The organism is Streptomyces megasporus (assembly GCF_000718985.1).
In the GTDB taxonomy this organism is placed as follows: domain Bacteria; phylum Actinomycetota; class Actinomycetes; order Streptomycetales; family Streptomycetaceae; genus Streptomyces; species Streptomyces megasporus.
The window spans coordinates 251,499-272,818 of the sequence record NZ_JODL01000003.1 but is presented as its reverse complement, the minus strand read 5'-3'; the positions used below and the strand labels follow the sequence as shown (position 1 = coordinate 272,818).

The following is a 21,320-nucleotide window of genomic DNA, read 5'->3' as shown; positions in this document are numbered from 1 at the left end:
ACCTCCGGCCCGGAGAGCGAGGTCGTCAAGCTGCTCCCGGCACTGACCATCTCGCCCGAGGAGCTGGACGAGGGCCTGCGGATCCTGGCCCGCGCGGTCCGCGAGACCGCGTAAGGCGGCGCCGAGCGGCAACTCGGCATCCTCCCGGCACCGCCCGGGACACCACAGGCTTCACCCATTCGGCCCATCCCGGTCCTCCGGGATGGGCCGCCGGAAGAAAGGCACCCAACACCGTGATCGTCCGATCCCTGCAGGACATCGAAGGAACCGACCGCGACGTGCGGTCGGCCTCCGGGACCTGGCGCAGCAAGCGCCTGATCCTGGCCAAGGAGCGCGTGGGCTTCTCGCTGCACGAGACCGTCCTCTACGCCGGTACGGAGACCTCCATGTGGTACGCCAACCACATCGAGGCCGTCTACTGCGTGGAGGGCGAGGCCGAGCTCACCAACGACGAGACGGGCGAGAAGCACTGGATCACCCCCGGCACCGTGTACTTGCTGGACGGGCACGAGAAGCACACACTCCGTCCTAAGACGGACTTCCGTTGCGTCTGCGTCTTCAACCCGCCCGTCACCGGGCGCGAGGACCACGACGAGAACGGTGTCTACCCGCTGCTCACCGAACCGGAAGGGGTCTGAGGGGAGCGCGCCGGGGCCGCGCCCGAGAACGCGGCAGCCGTCACGGAATCCGCCGCCGGCTCCGGCGGCGGATTCACCGGCATCAGGCCGGCGCGGGAAACCCAGCGCAGCGAACAGGGCCTTACGAGAGGAGAGGAGCAACAGCATGACCACCGCACCCGAACGCACCATCGACCTGTACCCGACGCGGGGCGCCACCGAGGTGACCACCCCGCGCCAGGACCCAGTCGTGTGGTCCGAGCCGGGGGCTCCAGGGCCGATCGAGCCCTCCGATCTCGCCGCCTACGAGCGGGACGGCTTCCTGGCGATCGACCAGCTCATCACCCCTGACGAGGTGGAGGTCTACGCCCGGGAGCTGGAGAGGCTGATCTCCGACCCGGCGATCCGCGCCGACGAACGCTCGATCGTCGAACCGAAGTCGCAGGAGATCCGCTCCGTCTTCGAGGTCCACAAGATCAGCGAGGTCTTCGCCGGCCTGGTGCGAGACCCGCGCGTGGTGGGTCGCGCACGGCAGATCCTCGGCTCGGACGTCTACGTCCACCAGAGCCGGATCAACGTCAAGCCCGGCTTCGGCGCCTCGGGGTTCTACTGGCACTCCGACTTCGAGACCTGGCACGCCGAGGACGGCCTGCCGCGGATGAGGACGGTGTCCGTCTCGATCGCCCTGACCGAGAACCACGACACCAACGGCGGCCTGATGATCATGCCGGGATCGCACAAGACGTTCCTCGGCTGCGCGGGCGCCACCCCGAAGGACAACTACAAGAAATCGCTGCAGATGCAGGACGCGGGCACGCCGTCGGACGAGGCGCTGACGCGGCTGGCCGGCGAGTACGGCATCCGGCTGTTCACCGGCAAGCCGGGCTCGGCGACCTGGTTCGACTGCAACTGCATGCACGGTTCGGGGGACAACATCACCCCGTATCCGCGGAGCAACGTCTTCATCGTCTTCAACAGCGTGGAGAACGCCGCGGTGGAGCCGTTCGCGGCGCCCGTGCGGCGTCCGGAGTTCATCGGCGCGCGGGACTTCACCCCGGTGAGGTGAGCCGCGCGGCGTGCGGCCCCGAAGGGGTGTGACACGCCGGAAGGAGGAAGGGGCGGGACCGTCGCACGGCGGTCCCGCCCCTTCTCCTCTCCCGCTCGATGGCCGGGTCGGTCCTCAGCCCCGCCCCAACACCTCCAGCGCGGGGAGGGCGCGGTTGTCGTAGTCGAAGAGCGCCTGGTTCTCCCAGCCGTTGCCGGAGGCCGGATCGGCCGGGTCCCAGCCGTTGCCGGGCACGGCGGTCCAGGTGGGCTCCCAGTAGAACAGGCCCAGCCCGCGCCCCCTCGGGACGGCGGCCACCACCGCCGTGATGTCGCGCACCCAGGCGGCCTGCCCCTCGGGGGTGGCGGGATAGCCGGGGACGAGTTCCGACGGCAGGTCGACGATGTTCTCCAGGAAGTCCTTGCTGTCCAGCCGGAAGGGGTAGGCGGTCTCGGCGACGACGACGTCCTTGCGGTAACGGGCGGAGACGTCGTTCAGGTTGGCCTGGAGGTCGGCGAGCGTGCCGTTCCAGTAACCGTAGAAGGACAGGGCGATGACGTCGAAGGGGACGCCGTGCGCGACCGCGTGATCGAACCACCAGCGGGTGGCCTCGTTCCGTCCGCCCTCGGCGAGGTGGAGGGCGACCCGGACGCCCGGTGAGGCGGCGCGAGCGGCCTCGGCTCCCGCGGTGAGCAGGGCCGCGAGCCGGGGCCAGTCGTCGATGGAGCCGTCGGGCCACAGCATGCCGCCGTTGATCTCGTTGCCGATCTGGACCATGGACGCCGGTGTGCCCTGGGCACGCAGCGCGCCCAGGACGTCGGCTGTGTGCTCCCGTACGGCCTCCTCCAGCGCCGCCCCGTGGAGGTTCTCCCAGGCGGCGGGCTTGTACTGCTTGCCGGGATCGGCCCAGGTGTCGGAGTAGTGGAAGTCGACCAGCAGTTTCATGCCCCGCTCGTGCAGCCGTCGGGCCGTCCGCAGGACGTGCGGTGTGGTGTGGTAGCCGTCGGCCGGGTCCACCCAGACCTTCAGCCGGCCCCAGTTGACGCCGGCGCCCGCCAGGATGCGGACGGCGTCGTCGGTTCGCCCGTCGGCACGGCGGTAGGTTCCGCCCAGGTCCTCGCTCTTGGCCAGGGACGACACGTCGGCTCCGCGGATGCGGAGGCGCGGGGCGGCCACGGCCGTGCCGGGCACGGCCGTGGCCAGGGCGGGAGCGGTGAGAGCGGCTGCTCCCAGCCTCAGGAGGGAACGTCTGCGCATGGGCGGCCCTTTCTCAGGCGGTTTCTCGGGCGTTCTTCGGCGGTGTGCGACGCTCTTGGCGTCCTGTGACGCTCGATGACGTTCTTCGGGGCTCTTTCCGGGCCCTCGGGCCTCCCGGTCCCGCGGCCCTCAGGCGGTCCGGGCGTCGAGGCGGACCACGCGCACCCCGCCCGCCGGCACCGCGAGATGCCCGGTCACCCGCTCGCCGCCGAGGAGCTCCACCCCGGGGCCCTCCACCGGCACCTTGGCGTCGGCGTCGGTGTGGTTGAACGCGAAGAGCCAGGTGCCGCTCTCACCCGAACGGCGCACCACCTCCACGTCGCGCGGGAGGTCGTCGCGCGGTGCCAGGCCCGCGTCGGCGCACGCCGCGGCGAGGACGGTGTCGAGTCCGTCGCGGTCGAGCCGGGTCGAGACGTACCAGGCGGTTCCCTCGCCCAGCCGCCTCCGGGTGACGGCCGGTCCGCCGGCGGCCGGGCCGTCGGCGTACGTCCACACCGTCTCCGCCCCGCGCGTCACCACGGTCTCCGCCCACACGTCGCCCTCCAGCGTCGCGCCGTCGGCGGACTCGATCGTCACCCGCCGGCCGGCCCGCAGCGGCTGGAACTCCTCCACCGTCAGCCCCAGCACGTCCCGCAGCGCTCCCGGGTGCGGGCCTGCATGGACGGCGTCGTGCTCGTCGACGATGCCGGAGAAGTAGGAGACGACCAGGGTGCCGCCGCCCTCCACGTAGGCCCGCAGGTTCTCCCCGGCGGCCTTCGTGGTCAGGTAGAGGGCGGGCACCACGAGCAGCGGGTACTCCGCCAGGCGCGACGGGTCGGTCTCGGGGTGGACGAAGTCCGCGGTCAGGTGGCGGTCGAAGAGCGCGGCGTACCAGGCCTCGGCGCGTTCGCGGGTGTCGAGGTCCTCGCTGGGGCGCCACTCCAACTGCTGCGCCCACCACGACTGCCAGTCCCACGCCACCGCGACGTCCGCGACGGTGCGGGAGCCGCGGATCTCCTCCAACGCGCCCAGGTGAGAGCCGAGTTCGACCACCTCGCGCCAGACGCGGCTGTCGGTGCCGGCGTGGGGGACCATCGCCGAGTGGAACTTCTCCGCGCCGAAGCGGGAGGCGCGCCACTGGAAGAACATCGCGCCCTCGGAGCCCCGCGCGACGTGCGCCAGGGAGTTGCGGGCCATCTCGCCGGGACGCTTGGCGATGCCGCGCGGCTGCCAGTTGACGCCGCTGGTGGAGTGCTCCAGCAGCAGCCACGGCGCGCCGCCGGCGACCGAGCGGGTCAGGTCCGCGGCCATCGAGAGGTTGACGTGGTTGCGGTCCTCCTCGGCCACCAGGTAGTGGTCGTTGGTGACGATGTCGACCTCGCGGGCCCAGGCCCAGTAGTCGATGGTGTCGCACTGGGTGGGCGAGACCATGAAGTTGGTGGTGACGGGGACGCCCGGCGACAGCTCGTGGAGGATGTCGCGCTCGCGGCGGAAGTTCGCCAGGGCGCTGTCGCCCGCGAAGCGCCGGTGGTCCAGGCGCTGGGCGGGGTTGCAGACGGTGGGGGTGAGCCGGGGCGGCCGGATCTCCTCCCAGTCGTGGTAGGTCTGGCCCCAGAAGGCCGTTCCCCAGGCGGCGTTGAGGGCGTCCAGGGTGGTGTAGCGCTCCCGCAGCCACCGGCGGAAGGCCGCGGCGGAGGTCTCGCAGTAGCACTCCAGGACGGGGACGCCGTACTCGTTGTGGACGTGCCACATCGCCACCGCCGGGTGCCGCCCGTAGCGTTCGCCCAGCGCGCGGGTGACGCGGGCCGCCGCCTCGTGGTAGGCGGGCGCGTTGTGGCAGATCGCGCCGCGCGAGCCGAACTCCCAGCGCACCCCCTCCCGGCTGACGGGCAGCGCCTCGGGGTGGGCGCGGTAGAACCAGGCCGGCGGCACCACCGTGGGGGTGGCCAGGTCGACGCGGATGCCGTTCTCGTGGAGCAGGTCGACGATCCGGTCCAGCCGCTCGAAGTCGTACTCGCCCTCGCGGGGTTCGATCATCGCCCAGGAGAAGATTCCGACGCTGACCATCGTCACCCCGGCCTCGCGCATCAGCGCGACGTCCTCGTGCCAGACCTCCTCGGGCCACTGCTCGGGGTTGTAGTCGCCGCCATAGGCGAGGCGCACCATGCGAACTCCTGACGTCAATCTGGGAACGTTCACAGCCTTCAACGGACTGCTCTTCCCCAGGAAACCGTAGGACCGCAACCATTGACAAGGGTCGGTTCTGTTTCTCTACTGTGCACGTTCACAGAAACCCGCCAGGGAGGAACCATGAACAACCGCACCGTCGCGACGTGCGCCGCGGCCGTACTGGCGACCGCGGCCCTCACCGGCTGCGGCTCCTCGGGGGGCTCCGGCTCCTCCGGTCCGGTCGAGTTGACCTACTGGTCCTGGGCCCCGGGCATGGACAAGGTCGTCGCGCTCTGGAACGAGGAGCACCCGGACGTCAAGGTCACGGTCAAGAAGCAGGCCAGTGGCGACGACCTGGTGACCAAGACCATCACCGCGGCCAAGGCGGGCGAGGCGCCCGACCTGGTGCAGGCGGAGTACCAGGCGCTGCCCACCCTGGTCGGCAACGACGTCCTGGCCGACATATCCGGCGAGGTCGGCGACGCGGAGCGGGAGTTCGCCCCCGGCGTCTGGCAGCAGGTCACCCTCGGCACCGACGCCGTCTACGCCCTCCCCCAGGACTCGGGGCCGATGATGTTCTTCTACCGCGAGGACCTCTTCGAGGAGTACGGCCTGACCGTCCCCACCACCTGGGAGGAGTTCGCCGAGACCGCCCGCGCGCTCAAGGAGAAGGCCCCGGAGAAGGCCCTCACCACCTTCTCCAGCAACGACGCGGGCCTCTTCGCCGGCCTCGCCCAGCAGGCCGGCGCACGGTGGTGGACCACCGAGGGCCAGAAGTGGAAGGTCGCCATCGACGACGCCGCCACCCGGAAGGTCGCCGACTTCTGGGGCTCCCTGGTGAAGGAGGGGGCCATCGACAACCAGCCGATGTACACCCCGGCCTGGAACAAGGCCCTCAACACCGGCAAGCAGATCGCCTGGGTCAGCGCGGTGTGGGCCCCCGGCACGCTGACCACCGCCGCTCCCGACACCCAGGGCAAGTGGGCGATGGCGCCGCTCCCCCAGTGGGAGAAGGGCGCGAACGTCACCGGCAGTTGGGGCGGCTCCACCACGGCCGTCACGAACGACTCCGAACACAAGGAGGCCGCGGCCGAGTTCGCGACCTGGCTCAACACCGACCCCGAGGCGCTGGCCGCGCTGGTGCGGGAGAGCGGCGTCTACCCCGCCGCGCAGGCCGCCCAGACCGGTGACGCGCTGAAGGAGGCGCCGGAGTTCTTCTCCGGGCAGACCGACTTCCACGAGCGGGCCGCGAAGATCGCCGAGGGCACCGCGCCCGCCGCGTGGGGGCCCAACGTCAACGTCGCCTACAGCTCCTTCAAGGACGCCTTCGGCGCGGCGGCCAAGAAGCGGTCGGACTTCGGCGCGGCGCTGCGGACCGTGCACGAGACGACCGTCGCGGACCTGGAGAAGCAGGGCTTCGAGGTCGCCAAGTGACACGTCGGACCCCCGCGGCGTCCGCGCCGCGGGCGACCCGTGCGGCACGGAAGGGGCACGGCGAGCGGCGCGCGCCCCACCTCTTCCTGCTGCCGGCCGTCGCCCTGTTCCTCCTCTTCTTCGCCCTCCCCATCGGCTACGCCCTGTACCTCAGTCTGCGTTCGGTCCGAGTCCAGGGGCTCGGCCTGGGCAGCGGGGCCCGCCGGGAGGTGTGGGCCGGCCTGTCCAACTACGCCGACGCCCTCACCGACCCCGAACTGGCCTCCGGTGCGCTGCGGGTGCTGGGCTACGGACTGATCGTCGTCCCCGTCATGCTCGGCCTGGCCCTGGTCTTCGCCCTGATGCTGGACGCCGACCGGGTCCGGGGCCGCTCCGTCGCCCGGCTCGGGATCTTCCTCCCGTACGCCGTCCCCGGGGTGATCGCCGCGCTGCTGTGGGGCTTCCTCTACCTGCCGGACGTGAGCCCCTTCCACTTCGTGCTGGCCGAGGCGGGCCTGCCGCGACCGGACCTGCTCGACGGCGGACCGCTGTACGGCGCGCTCGCCAACATCGCCGTCTGGGGCGGCACCGGCTTCAACATGATCGTCATCTACACGTCGCTGCGCGCGATCCCTCCGGAGATCCACGAGGCCGCCCGGCTCGACGGCTGCTCGCAGGTGCAGATCGCGCTGCGGATCAAGATCCCGATGGTGGCGCCGTCCCTGGTGCTGACCTTCTTCTTCTCGGTCATCGCCACGCTCCAGGTGTTCAGCGAACCCACCACGCTCAAGCCGCTCACCAACGGCGTCTCCACCACCTGGAGCCCGCTGATGAAGGTCTACCAGGACGCCTTCGTCAAGGGCGACGTCCACGCGGCCGCCGCCGGCGCGGTGGTCATCGCCGTGGTGACGCTCGTGCTGTCCTTCGGCTTCCTGAAGGCCGTCGGCTCCCGTACCAGGCAGGGGGAATCCCGATGACCGCCACCGCTCCCACGCTCTCCCCCGCCCCGACCGGCGCCGCGCCCACCCCGCGCGCCCCGCGCCGGACCGCGCTGGTCCCCACCGCGGTGCTGGCGCTGGGCACCCTCTACTGCCTGCTGCCGGTCGCCTGGGTGCTGGTCGCGGCGACCAAGTCCGGCCGCGAGCTGTTCTCCACCTTCACCTTCCTGCCCGGCACCGGCCTGACGGACAACCTCGCGGACCTGTCGGCCTACCGCGACGGGGTCTACTGGCGGTGGATGGCCAACTCCGCCCTCTACGCCGGGCTGGGCGCCCTGCTGTCCACCGCGGTCTCCGCGCTCGCCGGCCACGCCCTGGCGGTCTACCGGTTCCGCGGCCGGGAGACGGTCTTCAACGTCCTCCTCACCGGGGTGTTGATGCCCCCGGTCATCCTGGCCGTGCCGCAGTACCTGCTGCTGGCCGAAGCCGGGCTGGCCGACACCCACCTCTCGGTGCTGCTGCCGCAGATCCTCTCCCCGTACGGCGTCTACCTGGCCCGCGTCCACGCCGACGCCGCCGTGCCCGCGGACGTGATCGAGGCGGGCCGGATGGACGGCGCCGGCGAGTGGCGGATCTTCCGCACCCTGGCGCTCCCGATGATGCTGCCGGGCCTGGTGACGGTGTTCCTCTTCCAGTTCGTCGCGGTCTGGAACAACTTCCTGCTGCCGTACATCATGCTCGGCGACGACGAGAAGTTCCCGATCACCGTGGGGCTGTTCACCCTGCTCCAACAAGGGGCCGGCACCCCCGCCCTGTACACCCTGGTGATCACGGGCGCGCTGCTGGCCATCGTGCCGCTGATCGCCGTGTTCCTGGTGATCCAGCGATTCTGGAGTCTGGACCTGCTGTCCGGAGCCGTAAAGTCCTGAGCGGCCGATCCCTGTGAACGGGATCGTGATGGGGACGCGGGAAGAGAGCGGGGAGACACACCGCATGAGCAGCACCGAGCGGCGACGCCCGCCGACGATCCACGACGTGGCACGGGAGGCCGGGGTCTCCCGGGGCACGGTCTCGCGGGTCCTCAACGGGGGCCACAACGTCAGCCCCGCCGCGGCCGAGGCGGTCAGGGCGGCGATCCGCAAGACCGGCTACGTCGTCAACCGGCACGCCCGCAGCCTCATCACGGGCCGTTCGGACTCGGTGGCCTTCCTGCTCACCGAGCCCCAGGAGAAGCTCTTCGAGGACCCCAACTTCAACGTGTTGCTGCGCGGTTGCACCCAGGCGCTCGCCGCGCACGACATCCCGCTGCTGCTGATGATCGCCGGCACGCCCGCCGAGCGGCGCCGCGTCATGCGCTACGTCACCGCCGGGCACGTCGACGGCGTCCTGCTGGTCTCCAGCCACACCGGGGACCCGATCGCCGAGCAGCTCGTCGAGGCCGGGATACCGGTCGTCGCCTGCGGCAAGCCGATCGGTCGGAAAGGGCGTGCCGCCAGGCTGTCGCACGTGGCCGCCGACGACCGGGACGGCGCCCGGGAGATGGTGCGGCACCTGGTCTCCCTCGGCCGGCGCCGGATCGCCACGGTCGCCGGTCCGATGGACACCCCCGGCGGCGTGGACCGTCTGGCGGGCTGGCGCGAGGTGCTCACCGAGACCGGGCTGCCGGCGGGCGACGACCTGGTCGCCCACGGCGACTACAGCCGCGACGGCGGTGAGCGGGCCACCGCCGAGCTGCTGGAGCGGGTCCCGGACCTGGACGCGCTGTTCGTCGCCTCCGACCTGATGGCGCGCGGCGCGCTGGCCGCGCTGGATCGGGCCGGTCGCCGGGTGCCGGAGGACGTGGCGGTCGGGGGCTTCGACGACTCCCCCGCCGCCGTCGCCGGCCTCCCGGAGCTGACCACCATCCGCCAGCCGTGGGACCGGATCAGCTCCGAGATGGTGCGGGTGCTGATGGGCCTGCTCGGCGGCGAGGAGTCCTCGGCGGTCATCCTGCCGACCGAGCTGGTGCGCCGGGGCTCGGCCTGAAACCGGCCCCGCGGGGTATACCCCTTGGACGAATGTTCGAGATCACGGGTCCGGGCGGCGGGACGACACCCACGATCGCCCTGACCTGGGCGAACCGCCGGCGATCGGCGACCTGGCCGAGCGGGCCGCCCGCCTCGACGAAGTGCTCGCGTCCCGGACGTGATCCCGGGTTCGCGCGCGGCCGGGTCGAGCCGTCACGCCCCGGCCAACGCCGCCAACAGTCGGTCCACGTCCTCGACCGTGTTGTACAGGTGGAACGCCGCGCGCAGGTTCCCCGCCCGCACCGAGACCTCCACACCGGCCTCCCGCAGCGACGCCGCGGCGTCGCCCAGACCGGGCACGGCGACGATCGCCGAGTCGCCCGGCACGGGACGCCGCCCCAGCTCGGCGGCGCCGGTGCGGAAGCGGTCGGCCAGCGCGCGGTCGTGGGCGCCGATCGCCTCCGGGCCGATCTCCTCGATCAGGGCCAGGGAACGCTCGGCGCCGAGGTAGGGCAGGAACGCCGGGGCGGTGTCGAACCGGCGGGCGGAGTCCGCGAGTTCCTCGACCACCCCGTAGCAGCTCTCCCAGGGGCGCTCCCCCGCGACCCAGCCGGCCTGGAGCGGCACCAGGCCGCCGCCGTCCTCGGGCACGGTGAGGAAGCAGACACCGCGCGGGGACACCAGCCACTTGTAGGCGCCGCACACCGTGTAGTCGAAGGCCCCCTGGTCCAACGGCAGCCAGCCGGTGGACTGGGTGGTGTCGACGAGGGTGCGGGAGCCGTGCTCCCGAGCCGCCTCGGCGAGCGCGGCGAGGTCCGCGACACGGCCGTCCGCCGACTGCACGGCGCTGACCGCGACCAGCGCGGTGCCGGGGCGGACGGCGCCCGGCAGCTCCTCCAGAGGGGCGGTGCGCAGCTTGAGGTCGCCGCGCACGGCGAAGGGGTTGACCAGGGAGCTGAAGTCGCCGTCCGCGACCAGCACCTCGGCGCCGGCCGGCAGCGCGCCCGCGATCAGCGCGACCTGCTGCGCCACGGCCGAGCCGAGCGCCACCCGGGTGGGAGCCACGCCGGCGAGCCGGGCGAAGCGGGCCCGCGCCCCCTCGACCGCGGCGAACCAGCGCGTCATGTCGATCCGCCCCTCGACCGTCTCGTCGACCGCCGTCCGGACGGCGTCGGCGGTACGGGCGGGCAGCAGGCCGTGCGAGGCGGTGTTGAGGTAGGTGGTCTTCGGCGCGAACTCGGCGCCCGACAAGGGGTTCTCCATGGACGCCACTGTCCCGCCCCGATTCCTTGCTGTCCATCCCGAATTGTCTTTGGTCGAGGCCAAGGCGGTCTTATGCCCGCCCCGCGCGGACCGTCCGCCGGACGCCCGTGGGGGCGGCCGGCGGACGGGGTTCATCGGGCGTTTGTCGGGTGTCCGGCGGGTGTCAGCCCTCGCGGCGGCCGTCGACCCGGCGCGGCAGACCGAGCGGGTTGTCCTCCCGCAGCTCCGGCGGCAGCAGCGCCGGAGGGGTGTCCTGGTAGACGACCGGGCGCAGCCAGCGCTCGATGGCCGTGGCGCCGACCGAGGTGGAGGTGGAGGTGGTCGCCGGGTAGGGGCCGCCGTGGTGCTGGGCGGGGGCGACGGCGACGCCGGTGGGCCAGCCGTTGACCAGGACGCGCCCGGCCAGCGGGGTCAGCTCGGCCAGCAGCCGGGCGGCGGTGCCGTCCTCCCGCTCCCCCTCCTCCTCGCCGAGGTGGAGGGTGGCGGTGAGGTTGCCGGGCAGCTTCGCGAGCACCTCGCCGACCTCGTCGGTGTCGCGGTAGCGGGCGACGACGGTGACCGGGCCGAAGCACTCCTCCAGCAGCACCTCGTACGGGCCCCCGGAGACCAGCCGCTCGGCGTCGACGGTGAGGAAGCCGGCGCCCACCGTCCGTCCCTCGCCCTCGACCGCCATGACCGGGGCCGTCACGCCCTCCAGTTCGGCGCGGGCCCGGACCCCGGCGAGGAACGCCTCCCGCATCCGGCCGTCCAGCAGCGGCCCGGCGGCGGCCTCGGCGACGGAGTCGGCCAGGGCCTTCAGCAGACGGTCGCCCGCCTCGCCCTCGGGCGCGAGGACCAGTCCGGGCTTGGTGCAGAACTGCCCGCACCCCATGGTCATCGACCCGGCCAGACCGGCGCCGATCGACTCGGCGCGCTCCTCGGCCGCCGCCTCGGTGACGACCACCGGGTTGAGGCTGCCCAGCTCGCCGTGGAAGGGGATGGGGTTCGAACGGGCGGCGGCGGCGTCGAACAGGGCCCGGCCACCGCGGACGGAGCCGGTGAAACCGGCCGCCGCGACCAGCGGGTGCTTCACCAGTTCCACGCCCGCGTCGAAGCCGTGCACCACGGTGACGACGTCCTCGGACAGCCCCGCGCGGACGGCGGCGCGGCGCAGCACGGCGGCGCACAGCTCGGAGGTGGCCGGGTGGTCCGGGTGCGCCTTGACCACGACCGGACAGCCCGCCGCGAGCGCGCTGGCGGTGTCGCCGCCGGGCACGGAGAAGGCGAGGGGGAAGTTGGAGGCGGCGTAGACGGCCACCACGCCCAGTGGGATCTTGTAGCGGCGCAGGTCGGGTCGGGGCGGGGTCAGCGAGGCGTCGGCGTGGTCGATGACGACGTCCAGATAACCGCCGTCGGCCACCTCGTCGGCGAAGGCCCGCAACTGGTAGGCGGTACGGGCCAGTTCGCCGTTCAACCGGACCTCGCCCAGGGCCGTCTCGGCGTCCGCCGCGGCCACGACCTCCTCGCGGGCCGCCTCCAACTCCTCGGCCGCCGCGCGCAACAGGGCGATGCGGGCGGCGCGGTCGGCCAGCCCGGCACGGGCGGCGTGGGCGGCGCGGACGGCCGCGTCGACGTCGGCGGCCGTGGCCTCGACGGCGACCTGCTCGCGCTGCTTCCCGGTCCTGGGGTCGACACTCCACACTGGTACTGCCACCGCTGAACTCCTCCTGCCGGCCGGCCGGCTGCGTAACGGGTCGATCGACGGCCGACGCTTCCGTCGGCTTCCGTCGGCGGGACACCACGTCCGGTCTTCGGACACCGAGGGCTGTCCCCCGGGAACCTTGTTCGATATGCTGAACAGCGTCCCGCAGTGTGAATAACTGTCCGGGACTCTATGGCCGGTCGAGCGAAAGGGTCAAGGTCGATGCCGTCAGCGCGCGGGGGCGCCCCCGGTCGGAAACCGGAGGCGAGCGGGCAGGTCAAATCGGCTGTGCGCACGGTGGAACTGCTGGAGTTCTTCGCCGGGCAGCCCGGCATGCACTCCCTGGCCGCCGTCCAGGAGGCCGTCGGCTACCCCAAGTCCAGCCTCTACATGCTGCTGCGCACCCTGGTGGACCTGGGCTGGATCGAGACGGACGCCACCGGCACCCGCTACGGCATCGGCGTACGCGCCCTGCTGGTCGGCACCTCCTACATCGACGGCGACGAGGTCGTGGCCGCCGCCCGCCCCACCCTGGACCGGCTCTCCGACGACACCACCGAGACCATCCACCTCGCCCGGCTGGACGGCACCAACGTCGTCTACCTGGCCACCCGCCAGTCGCAGCACTACCTGCGCCCCTTCACCCGGGTGGGACGGCGACTGCCCGCCCACTCCACGTCCCTGGGCAAGGCGCTGCTGGCGACGTACGACGACGACCACATCCGCGCGATGCTCCCGGAGACCCTGACCCCGCTGACCGAGCACACCATCACCGACCGCGAGAAGCTCATCGAGGAGCTGCGCCAGGTCCGCGAACAGGGCTACGCGGTGGACCGCGAGGAGAACACCCTGGGGCTGCGCTGCTTCGGCGTCGCCATCCCCTACCGCACCCCCGCACGGGACGCCATCAGTTGCTCGGTGCCGGTGGCGCGCCTGACCCCCGCCCACGAACAGACCATCAAGGAGGCTCTGTTCGACGCACGGGACCGGCTGACGCTGGCCACCCGGAGGCTCTGACGCCATCCGCCGGTCGTAGGGCGTCTCCCCCGCACGGGGGAGACGGTTCACCGGCGAGCACGATCCCGCCGCACGCTTTCGGCGGGAACGTGGAGGCATGACACCCACACACCCCGCCGAGCCCCCGGCGACCGCCGTGGCCGCTCCCCGCACCACCGCCCCGCGCAGGGCGCTGCGCGCCGTCGCCATCGCCGCCTGCCTGCCCTACCTGGCGCTCAAGACCGCCTGGCTGACCGGCTTCCACATCGGCATCCCCGAGGGCAGCGAACTCCTCACCACGGAGGGCGAAACGGCGCTGTTCCTGCTGAACGCCCTCACCGTCGCGATGGACGCCGCGGTCGTCGCGCTCGCCCTCGCCCTGACCCTCCCCCGGGGCAGACGACTGCCCGCCTGGCTGATGCTGCTGCCCCTGTGGATCGCCACCGGACTGCTCGCCCCCATCGTCCTGGGCTTCCCCTTCAGCGTGCTGCTCGGCGTGCTCGGCGGGAGGGACGGGAACGCCGGCCGGGAGTCCGCCGACTTCCTCGACGACTGGGTGTTCACCCTCGTCTACACCGGCTTCGGCGTCCAGGCGCTCGCCCTGGGCGCCCTGTTCGCCCTCTACGTGCGCGACCGCTGGGGCCCCCTGCTGGGCGGACGCCTCGCGGACCTGCCCGACACCCCCACCGCCCCCGCCCGCCGGACGGGCGCCGTGGCCGCCGCCGTGCTCGCCCTGGTGCCGGCGGCGCTGCACCTGACGTGGGCGGCCGGGGCGACGGCCGGACTCCCCCCGGGGCAGGCCGGACAGCGCGACGCGGTCTTCCGCCTCACGGAGGGCATGGACGCGCTGTTCGCCGCCGCCGCGGCGGCCGGCGTGCTGCTGCTCGCCTTCCGCACGGGCGCCGCGGGAGGCGTGCGGTTGCGCACGGCCACCGCCCTGGCCTGGACCGGAAGCGCGGCACTGACCGCCGGGAGCGGCTGGATGCTGCTGGCGGACCTGGCCAACGAGGGACACGTGACGCGGGCCCAGGAGACCACCGCGCCGATGGCGCTGGCCTACGCTGTGGAGATGGTCGTCGGGGTCCTCGTCCTCACCGTCGGAGCCCACCTGTTCGCCGAACGGTCGGCCGAGCGGTCGGCCGAACGGGCCGCCGGGAGGTGAACCTGATGGGCGGGGAGGCCGTGCGACGGCTGCGGCTGCGCTGGGTCCACCTGCTGCTGGGCGGCGCGCTGCTGATGCCCTACTTCCTGCTGACGACGGTCGTGTTGAGCGTGACCGTGCCCGACGCCGACCCCTTCCGCCACCTCGGTTGGCAGTTCGCGGCCTACGGACTCTCCCTGCCGGCCGTCGCCGTCACCGCCCTCTTCCCCCTGGTGCGGACGGTGCAGGGCGCCTGCGCCCGGGCGCTGTGCCAGGTGCCGGGCCAGGAGCCGGTCACCGCGCCGGCCGACTCCTGGGCGGCCCGCCGGCGCACGGCGGCCTGGTCCACCCTCCACGTCGGCCTGGGCGCACTGGTCAGCGGCGCGACGCTGGCCGTCCCGCCCGCGGCGGTGGTGCTGGTGGCGCTGCCGTTCTCCGCACGGTCGCGGGAGACGGACGGACACCGGTACTCGCTCGACGTCCCGCCGTGGGCGGCTCCGATCGTCGGACTCGCCCTGCTCGCCGCCCTGGTGACGACGGCCTGGGCGGCCGGCGCCCTGCTGGCCCGCTGCGCCCCGGCCCTGCTGGGACCCACCCCCGCCGACCGACTGGCCGCCGCCGAGGCCCGGGCCGCCGCCCTCGCCGCCCGCAACCGGCTCGCCCGCGAGCTGCACGACTCCGTCGGCCACGCGCTGAGCGCCGTGGCCCTCCAGGCGGGCGCGGCCCGCACCGTGCTCGACTCCGACCCGGCGTTCGTCCGTCGGGCCCTGACCGCGATCGAGGAGACCGCCCGACGCACCACCGGCGAACTCGACGCCGTGCTGGGGGTGCTCCGCGACGGCGAGGAACACGGCGAGGACCTCTCCCGCGCGCCCGCCGGGCCGACCCTGGCGGACCTCGACGACCTGCTGGAACGCACCCGCGCCGGCGGCGTCCCGGTCACCCTCGACTTCCCCGGGCCGCGACGGGAACTCCTCGACGCCCTGCCCGAGACGGTCTCCCGAGAGGCGTACCGCATCGTCCAGGAGGGCCTGACCAACGCGCTGCGGCACGCGGGCCGGGAGCCCGTCGCCGTGTCCCTCGCGCCCGGCGACCCCGGCGACCCCGGCGACAGTGACGATCCCGATGGCAGAGACGATCCCAGGGAGTTGGTGATCACCGTGGAGAACCCGGTGCGTGCCGAACGCCGCCCGCGCCGCCCCCGACCCGGCGGCGGCGCGGGACTGCGCGGAACGGCGGAACGGGCCGCGGCACTGGGCGGCTCGGCCGAGGCCGGTCTGCGCGACGGCCGCTGGCGACTGACCGTCCGCCTCCCCCTGCGAGGCGACCGGTGAACGGACCGGAGGACGGGGCGGACCGGCCGCTGCGGATCGTCCTGGCCGACGACGAGATGCTGGTGCGCACCGCGCTGCGGGTCATCCTCGGCGCCCAGGCCGACATGGAGGTCGTCGGCGAGGCCGCGACGGGCGCCGAGGCGGTCTCGGTCGTGCGCGCCCGGCGCCCGGACGTCGTCCTGATGGACGTGCGGATGCCCGAGGTGGACGGCATCCGCGCCACCGAACTGCTGCTGGAGACGATGGGGGACGAGGCCCCGCGGATCGTCGTGGTGACGACCTTCGAGAACGACTCCCACGTCTGGGACGCGCTGCGGGCGGGCACCGCCGGCTTCCTCCTCAAGCGGTCCGCCGCCGAGGAACTGGTGGCGGCCGTACGGCTGGTGGCCCGCGGCGACAGCCTCCTCTTCCCCGCCGCCGTGCGCTCCCTGGCCGCCCGCCGCGCCCCGGCCCACGACGAGCGGGGACCGGCGACGCGGCTGACCGGACGGGAGGCGGAGGTGCTGCGCCTGATGGCGCGCGGCCTGTCGAACGCCGAGATCGCCGACCGGATGGCGGTGGGGGCGGCCACGGTCAAGAGCCACGTGGCCGCCGTCCTCGCCAAGCTCGGCGCCCGCGACCGCACCCAGGCGGTCGTCACCGCCTACGAGAGCGGCTTCGTCACCCCCGGCCCCGGCTGAGCCCCCGGACCGGCCGGCGGACGGGCGGACGGCAGGGGCGGCACCTCGCACTCGTCCGAGAACCCCTGCCCGACCAGCCCGAAGGCGCTGTTGATCCGCGACCGCAGGTTCTCCACGGCGACCATCATCGTCAACTCCACGAACGCCTTCTCACCCAACCGACGGACCAGCCCGCTCGCCATCTCGTCGGTGACCGCGGGCTCGGTCTCGGTCATCGCCTCGGCGTACTCCATCACCCGCTGCTCCAGGTCGGAGAAGAGGTCGCGGTGCTCCCGCCAGACGGGCGCGTACCGGACCTTCTCCATCGGCAGCCCGAGCTCCCGCGCCTCCCAGTGGCCGAAGTCCAGACACCACGAGCAGCCGATGCGGGCCGCGGACACCATCACGGCGAGGTGCTTCAGGCCCGGGTCGAGGGCCTTCCACCTCGCGACCCCCAACTCGAAGAGGCTTCCGGTGAGCAGCGCCCGCGGATGGTGCCCCATCGCCATCAGCGGCTCCATCGTCCGACCGTACCGACGGCGCGAGTACCACCGGGCGACGCGCACCACCGGGTTGCGGGGCGGGTCGAGGGAGATGCGGGCCATGTGTGCCTCCTGAGTGTGTCGTTTCCCTGACACCCATGGGACGGATCGCGGCCCGCGTTCCGTGACATCCGCCGGCCCCGAGACCCGCGGGGCACGTCCAGGCCCGCGTCAGCTCACCCCCAAGAGCTGTTCGATCGGGTCGATGGCGAAGTAGACCACGAACAGCCCGGCCACCGCCCACAACAGCGGCGGCACCTCGCGCGCCTTGCCCACGACGGTCTTGAGCACCACGTACGCGATGAAACCCGCGCCGATGCCGTTGGTGATGGAGTACGTGAAGGGCATCACGACGATGGTGAGGAAGGCCGGGACGGCGATCTCGATGTGCGTCCAGTCGATGCTCCGCACCTGGGCCATCAGCATGAAGCCGACCGCGACCAGGGCCGGGGCGGCGGCCTGGGCGGGGACGATCGTGGCCAACGGGGTGAGGAAGAGGGCCAGGGCGAACAGGGTGCCGGTGACGACGTTGGCCAACCCCGTGCGGGCGCCCTCGCCCACCCCGGCGGCGGACTCCACGAAGCTGGTGTTGGAGGAGGCGGACGCCGCTCCGCCCGCGACCGCGGCGAGGCCGTCGACGAACAGCAGCCGGCCCAGGTGCGGCACCCGGCCCCGCTCGTCCAGCAGTCCGGCCTCGCTGCTGACGCCGACCGCCGTGCCCATGGTGTCGAAGAAGTCGGTCAGGAAGAGCGTGAAGACCAGCAGCACCACGGTCAACACGCCGACCTGCTCGACCGCCCCGAGCAGGCTGAACTCCCCCACCAGGCCGAAATCGGGGAACGCCACCACGTCGTCGGGAATGGCCGGCACCGTCAACCCCCACCGCTCGGGGGCGATGTCGGCGATCTCGTTGACGACGATCGCGACCACCGTCATCACCACGATCCCGACGAGGATGGCGCCGTTCACCCCGCGGGACAGCAGGGCCACCGTCAGCAGCACCCCCAGGCAGAAGACGAACACCGGCCAGCCCGAGAGGGTGCCGTCGTCGCCGAGCTGGACGGGCACCGAACCGGTCTCCCCGGGGACCCGGGTGGCGAAGCCCGCGTCGACGAAGCCGACGAAGGCGATGAACAGACCGATGCCGACGCTGATGGCCTGCTTCATCTGCCGGGGGACGGCGTACATGATCGCCTCGCGCACACCGGTGACGACCAGGACGCAGACCACGATGCCGGAGAGCACCACCAGACCCATCGCGTCGGCCCAGCTCATGGTGGGCGCGATCTGGTAGGCCACCAGCGCGTTGATGCCCAGCCCGGCGGCGAGCGCCAACGGAATGTTGGCCGTCAGCCCCATCAGCACGGTCATCACCGCGGCCACCAGCGCGGTGACGGTGACGAGTTGGGCGGCGGAGAGCTGGTGACCGAACTTGTCCTCGGCGCCGCCCAGAACGATGGGGTTCAGCACCAGGATGTAGGCCATGGCGAAGAACGTGGTGATACCGCCGCGCACTTCCCGGCCGACGGTGGACCCTCGCTCGCTGATCTTGAAGAACCGGTCGAGAACCGGGGGGACGGGTGGTGCGGACATGACGCTCCTCGGTGATGCGGACGGCGCTGCGGGGGCGATTGTGCCCATCCGTCGGGTCCCCCGGTCGGACCCTTCCAACGGACCGCGTGGCGCGGAAAGGGCTTCCCCACCCCACCGGGGAGGCGTGGGCGCGCACGGAGAAGCGCGGAGAGCGCGAGCAGGGCGCGCGAACGCCCGAGCCCGCCCGGCGCGGGCCGGGCGGGCTCGGGTCTCATCGGTGTCCGTCAGGAGACGGCGGGACGCCAGTCGCCGAGGTAGCGGTCCGGGGTGTGCTCGACGACCTCGGCCGCGGTCAGCCGCGGACGGTTCGCGGGATCGCCGACGACCGCTCCGGGACCGCGGTTGGCGTGCTCCCGGAAGAAGAAGCCCTGCCAGGGGTACTGCTCGCGCATGTTCGCGTACGGTTCCCCGGCGTCGATGCCGGCGCCGATCACGCTGTCGCGCACCACCAGACGCGGACGGGCGGTCGGGTCGCCGCCGGGCACCCAGGGTCGGGCCAGCTTGTACGCGCCCGCCGGGGCGGTGGTGGTGAAGCGGCAGCGGTGGGCGAGGATGCCGTACCGGGTGCCGGCCGCCGTCGACGGGGCGAAGACGAACCCCTGGGGACGGAAGTCCACACCCCGGTCGAGAGTGCGCAGTTCGCAGCCGCTCAGGACGGCGGTGGCCCGCCCGAACACGAAGTCCACGTCCCCCTCCACATGGCAGCGGTGGAAGAACTGCCGGGCGGTGAGGGAGGCGTCGCGGGTGTCGGTGTAGAGGGTGTCCTGGTGACCGAGGAAGCGACAGCGGTCGAAGAACGAGCGGTCGCCCATCACCTTGATCGCCACCGCCTGGGTGCCGCCGGTGATCTCCGGGTGGTCGGCGCGGAGCCAGTCGTTGGCGAAGGTGATCCGCCGAGCGGTGAACCCGTCGGGTCGGGCGGTGACCGTGGCGCTGCCGGAGGTCCCGTAGGTGCCGGAGCCGTCCGGCTTCGGCGTGCCCGCGGCGTTGTCGTAAACGATCACGGTGTCGCGCGGGTCGCCCGTGCCGCCCAGCAGGGTCAGTCCGGTCTTGGTCTCCGGGATGTGCACCGTCCCGCGGTACACACCGGGGGCCAGGACGACGGTCCAGGGCACCTCGGGGCGGTCGGGCGTGGCGTCGACGGCGGCCTGCACGGTGGTGAAGTCGCCGCCGCCGTCCCTCGCGACGGTCAGTCGGGTCCCCTTCGTCCGGCCCGCGCGGCCGGTGGTTCCCGCGTGGGCCCGGCCCGCCGGGGTCAGGGAGAGGGCGGCGCCCGCCCCGACCAGGAGGGCGCCGCGGCGGGTGGCGCTCACTTCCGCCCCTTCCCGCCCTTGTCCCCGCCCTTGACCTCCAATTTTCCGGCGCCGGCGTGCCGGTCCACCAGATGCGGGACGGCCAGGGGGTGGTGGACGTGGGGACGCAGGACGGGGGTCCAGCCGGCGTCGTCGCCCAGGAGTCTGTCGGGGTTGGCGGTGTTGTGGGCGGCCAGCAGGTCCACGTACCGGCCGTTGACCCGGTTGTTCCGCTCGGTCATGGAGGTGCCGGGGGTCCACTGGCGGATGGTGTCCGCCGGGGCGATGCCCTTGTGGAGGGTGAAGGCGTTGTGCTCGGCGACGAGCGCGGCCTCCTTGCCGATGCCCCAGGTGTAGCCGTACTTGGCGTCGGCGTTCTGCTTGAAGTGGTTGTTGTAGACGTCCACCTTGCCGAAGCGCACGCGCGGGGCGCGCTCGTTGACGTCCTCGAAGAGGTTGTGGTGGAAGGTGACGCGCAGCTTGCCCCGGTCGTCGGCCGTGGCGCTGTCGCTGTTGCCGATCAGGATGGTCTTGTCGTGCTCGGTGAAGACGTTCCAGCTCACCGTCACCAGGTCCGCGCCGCGCACGATGTCCAGCAGCCCGTCGTGCTGCTGGAAGAGCTGCCCGAAGTAGTGGGGTTGGGCGCTGTCGGGACGGCGGCCGTCGGTGAAGGTGTTGTGGTCGAGCCAGACGTGGCGGGAGCCGTACACCACGACGTTGTCGTACTCGGAGTTCCAGGCGCCGTTCTCCCCGTCGGTGGGGTCCCACTGCGGGAAGCAGTCGTAGGTGTCCTCGAAGGTGATGTTGCGGACGATGACGTTCTCCACGCCCCGGATCTGGAGGCTGAGGCCGAGGACGGTGGCGTCGTCGCCCACGCCGATCAGGGTGGTGTTCGAGCCGACGGCGAGCTTGACGCGCTTGTTCTGCTCGGCGGCGGAGGCGGCCCGGGCGTCCTCCATCGGGCCCGAGGGCTCGGCCTTCCCCCAGGTGGCGGGGTCGTACGCCGCGAGGTACTTCTCCAGGGTGTAGCCGTCGCGCTGGTAGTCCTCGCAGGTGAGCGGGTTGCCCCGGTCGTCGGCGTTGCCGTGGATCGTGCCCTTGATCTTGATGATCTTCGGGGTGTCGTCGCCGTTGTTCAGTGCCGCGGCCAACTCGGCACGGTTGGTGACGGTGAAGACGTGGTCGGCGTCGGCCGCCGCGCCGCCGGTGGTGCCGCCCTCGGTCGAGGCCCAGCCGTCCCCCGTGGGGAGGACGGCGCGGGCCACGTCGCCGCCGGAGCGCGGGGCGGCCTGGGCGGGGACGGTGAGGGTCGCCAGGGCGAGCGAGGCGCATCCGGCCAGTACCGCGATACGTGCTTGGCACACTTTTCTTCTCACTGTGGCTCCTTCGGAGGAT

General features: G+C 72.7%; 16 protein-coding genes and 2 pseudogenes. 10 read left to right on the top strand and 8 right to left on the bottom strand.

Translation table 11 applies throughout. The annotated features are described in order from the left end of the window. Positions 1-233 precede the first annotated feature (233 nt). Together IF47_RS0104735 and thpD are read left to right on the top strand one after the other, a co-directional pair. Positions 234-638 (top strand): ectoine synthase, encoded by a 405-nt coding sequence (locus IF47_RS0104735; RefSeq protein ID WP_031506871.1) that lies wholly within the window; start codon positions 234-236, stop codon positions 636-638. Between the two features lie 145 nt (positions 639-783). Next, positions 784-1,683, top strand: coding sequence for an ectoine hydroxylase (thpD, locus tag IF47_RS0104730; protein ID WP_031506869.1), 900 nt, complete (start codon positions 784-786; stop codon positions 1,681-1,683). A gap of 114 nt (positions 1,684-1,797) precedes the next feature. Here the strand turns inward: thpD and IF47_RS0104725 are convergent. Both IF47_RS0104725 and IF47_RS0104720 read right to left on the bottom strand, forming a co-directional pair. Continuing rightward, positions 1,798-2,823: pseudogene (locus IF47_RS0104725) on the bottom strand (glycoside hydrolase family 53 protein); the annotation flags it as partial. Positions 2,824-3,048: 225 nt separating this feature from the next. Next, a complete protein-coding gene (locus tag IF47_RS0104720; RefSeq protein WP_031506867.1) occupies positions 3,049-5,064 on the bottom strand; it encodes a beta-galactosidase in 2,016 nt (671 codons plus the stop codon). Positions 5,065-5,208: 144 nt separating this feature from the next. Between IF47_RS0104720 and IF47_RS0104715 the strand changes: the two genes are divergently transcribed. The 4 genes from IF47_RS0104715 to IF47_RS0104700 all read left to right on the top strand — a co-directional run bounded on the left by IF47_RS0104715 (position 5,209) and on the right by IF47_RS0104700 (position 9,443). Further along, positions 5,209-6,501 (top strand): ABC transporter substrate-binding protein, encoded by a 1,293-nt coding sequence (locus tag IF47_RS0104715; protein ID WP_031506865.1) that lies wholly within the window; start codon positions 5,209-5,211, stop codon positions 6,499-6,501. Between the two features lie 86 nt (positions 6,502-6,587). Beyond that, positions 6,588-7,457: a carbohydrate ABC transporter permease gene (locus tag IF47_RS0104710; RefSeq protein WP_031506863.1), complete on the top strand. Its 870-nt coding sequence runs from the start codon at positions 6,588-6,590 to the stop codon at positions 7,455-7,457. Next, positions 7,454-8,347 carry a carbohydrate ABC transporter permease gene (locus tag IF47_RS0104705; protein ID WP_031506862.1) on the top strand — a complete coding sequence of 298 codons (894 nt, stop codon included), beginning with the start codon at positions 7,454-7,456 and terminating at the stop codon, positions 8,345-8,347. The genes IF47_RS0104710 and IF47_RS0104705 overlap by 4 nt, the downstream gene beginning before the upstream one ends. Before the next feature lie 64 nt (positions 8,348-8,411). Next, a complete protein-coding gene (locus IF47_RS0104700; RefSeq protein ID WP_031506861.1) occupies positions 8,412-9,443 on the top strand; it encodes a LacI family DNA-binding transcriptional regulator in 1,032 nt (343 codons plus the stop codon). Positions 9,444-9,637: 194 nt separating this feature from the next. Here IF47_RS0104700 and IF47_RS0104695 read toward each other — a convergent pair whose 3' ends face one another. Continuing rightward, positions 9,638-10,687, bottom strand: coding sequence for an aminotransferase class V-fold PLP-dependent enzyme (locus IF47_RS0104695; RefSeq protein WP_031506860.1), 1,050 nt, complete (start codon positions 10,685-10,687; stop codon positions 9,638-9,640). A gap of 163 nt (positions 10,688-10,850) precedes the next feature. Continuing rightward, positions 10,851-12,380 carry an aldehyde dehydrogenase (NADP(+)) gene (locus IF47_RS0104690; RefSeq protein ID WP_245640994.1) on the bottom strand — a complete coding sequence of 510 codons (1,530 nt, stop codon included), beginning with the start codon at positions 12,378-12,380 and terminating at the stop codon, positions 10,851-10,853. Positions 12,381-12,610: 230 nt separating this feature from the next. On the opposite strand from IF47_RS0104690, the pseudogene IF47_RS0104685 reads away from it, so the two are divergent. From IF47_RS0104685 to IF47_RS0104670, 4 genes and pseudogenes are all read left to right on the top strand, one after another. Continuing rightward, a pseudogene (locus IF47_RS0104685) lies at positions 12,611-13,385 on the top strand (IclR family transcriptional regulator); the annotation flags it as partial. A 97-nt stretch (positions 13,386-13,482) separates the two neighbouring features. After that, positions 13,483-14,526 carry a hypothetical protein gene (locus IF47_RS0104680; RefSeq protein WP_051716976.1) on the top strand — a complete coding sequence of 348 codons (1,044 nt, stop codon included), beginning with the start codon at positions 13,483-13,485 and terminating at the stop codon, positions 14,524-14,526. A 5-nt stretch (positions 14,527-14,531) separates the two neighbouring features. Next, positions 14,532-15,839 (top strand): sensor histidine kinase, encoded by a 1,308-nt coding sequence (locus IF47_RS0104675; protein WP_031506854.1) that lies wholly within the window; start codon positions 14,532-14,534, stop codon positions 15,837-15,839. Continuing rightward, the gene (locus IF47_RS0104670) at positions 15,836-16,519 is read left to right on the top strand and encodes a response regulator transcription factor (RefSeq protein WP_342667218.1); all 684 of its coding nucleotides are present in this window, start codon (positions 15,836-15,838) and stop codon (positions 16,517-16,519) included. The genes IF47_RS0104675 and IF47_RS0104670 overlap by 4 nt, the downstream gene beginning before the upstream one ends. Here the strand turns inward: IF47_RS0104670 and IF47_RS0104665 are convergent. The 4 genes from IF47_RS0104665 to IF47_RS0104650 form a co-directional block, all read right to left on the bottom strand. Then, positions 16,483-17,103, bottom strand: a complete 621-nt coding sequence (locus IF47_RS0104665; protein ID WP_245640993.1) for a carboxymuconolactone decarboxylase family protein — start codon at positions 17,101-17,103, stop codon at positions 16,483-16,485. The genes IF47_RS0104670 and IF47_RS0104665 overlap by 37 nt on opposite strands. A gap of 108 nt (positions 17,104-17,211) precedes the next feature. Then, positions 17,212-18,633: an NCS2 family permease gene (locus IF47_RS0104660; protein ID WP_031506850.1), complete on the bottom strand. Its 1,422-nt coding sequence runs from the start codon at positions 18,631-18,633 to the stop codon at positions 17,212-17,214. A 224-nt stretch (positions 18,634-18,857) separates the two neighbouring features. Then, positions 18,858-19,946 carry a pectinesterase family protein gene (locus IF47_RS0104655; protein ID WP_031506848.1) on the bottom strand — a complete coding sequence of 363 codons (1,089 nt, stop codon included), beginning with the start codon at positions 19,944-19,946 and terminating at the stop codon, positions 18,858-18,860. After that, positions 19,943-21,301: a pectate lyase family protein gene (locus tag IF47_RS0104650; RefSeq protein ID WP_031506847.1), complete on the bottom strand. Its 1,359-nt coding sequence runs from the start codon at positions 21,299-21,301 to the stop codon at positions 19,943-19,945. Before IF47_RS0104650 ends, IF47_RS0104655 begins: the two co-directional genes overlap by 4 nt. Between the last annotated feature and the right edge of the window lie 19 nt (positions 21,302-21,320).